The sequence below is a fragment of the Microvirga subterranea genome, from assembly GCF_003350535.1.
Lineage (GTDB): Bacteria > Pseudomonadota > Alphaproteobacteria > Rhizobiales > Beijerinckiaceae > Microvirga > Microvirga subterranea.
Genome location: NZ_QQBB01000028.1, coordinates 2,501 through 3,645 on the forward strand (window position 1 = coordinate 2,501; position 1,145 = coordinate 3,645).

At 54.3% G+C, this 1,145-nt stretch carries 1 tRNA gene and 1 rRNA gene (1 of these 2 cut by a window edge); both read right to left on the reverse strand.

The features are described from left to right. Positions 1-803: ribosomal RNA gene (locus tag DES45_RS24560) — 23S ribosomal RNA — on the reverse strand (it extends 2,005 nt beyond the left edge of the window). 251 nt (positions 804-1,054) lie between these two features. Then, a tRNA-Ala gene (locus DES45_RS24565) sits at positions 1,055-1,130 on the reverse strand. Positions 1,131-1,145: the final 15 nt, after the last annotated feature.

Here is a 1,145-nt window from a genome sequence, read left to right on the forward strand (position 1 = left end):
GACTTTTTCAACAGGCACCGGTTCGGTCCTCCAGTGCGTGTTACCGCACCTTCAACCTGCTCATGGCTAGATCACCCGGTTTCGGGTCTAAAGCAACGAACTCAAAACGCCCTGTTCAGACTCGCTTTCGCTGCGCCTCCACCTATCGGCTTAAGCTTGCTCGTTACTTTAAGTCGCTGACCCATTATACAAAAGGTACGCGGTCACCCAGGACGAACCTTGAGCTCCCACTGTTTGTAAGCATCCGGTTTCAGGAACTGTTTCACTCCCCTCGTCGGGGTGCTTTTCACCTTTCCCTCACGGTACTAGTACACTATCGGTCGCTGAGGAGTACTTAGGCTTGGAGGGTGGTCCCCCCATGTTCAGACAGGATTTCACGTGTCCCGCCCTACTCATATCCCGTGATCACTCTTATCCGTACGGGGCTATCACCCGTCTCGCCCGCCTTTCCATGCGGTTCCGGTGAAGATCTCACAGGCATTGGCCTGGTCCGCGTTCGCTCGCCACTACTAACGGAGTCTCGTTTGATGTCCTTTCCTCCGGGTACTTAGATGTTTCAGTTCCCCGGGTTCGCTTTAAACCCCTATGGATTCAGGGTTTAATACCTTCATCTGACCCTCCGTAGTGCAAACACAGGATCTCTCCTGCGCTCACAATACAAAGGGTCGAAGGTGGGTTTCCCCATTCGGAGATCCTTGGATCAAAGCTCGTTCGCAGCTCCCCAAGGCTTATCGCAGCGTACCACGTCCTTCATCGCCTCTCAGCGCCAAGGCATCCACCAGATGCTCTTACGACACTTGATTACTCTTATGATCGGTGTCCGCTCGGCAAAGACCGGACACGATCCAAGAAAGACCTGTCTTCGACCCTCTCGGATCAAAGACATTTGCTTGCCGAACACACCCGGCGCACATGGCTGCGGGCCATGGCTGGTTCTCGCGGACTTTTGTTGCCGCGATTGCCGAATGTGTTCCCTCTTTACGATGTCAAACATCCGCGCCGCGTTCTTCGCAAGAACACAGCACGAAAGCTCTTTTCAGACTTTTCGGACAACTGGTGGAGCCAGACGGGATCGAACCGACGACCTCCTGAATGCAAATCAGGCGCTCTCCCAGCTGAGCTATGGCCCCTTGTTGGGATAGACC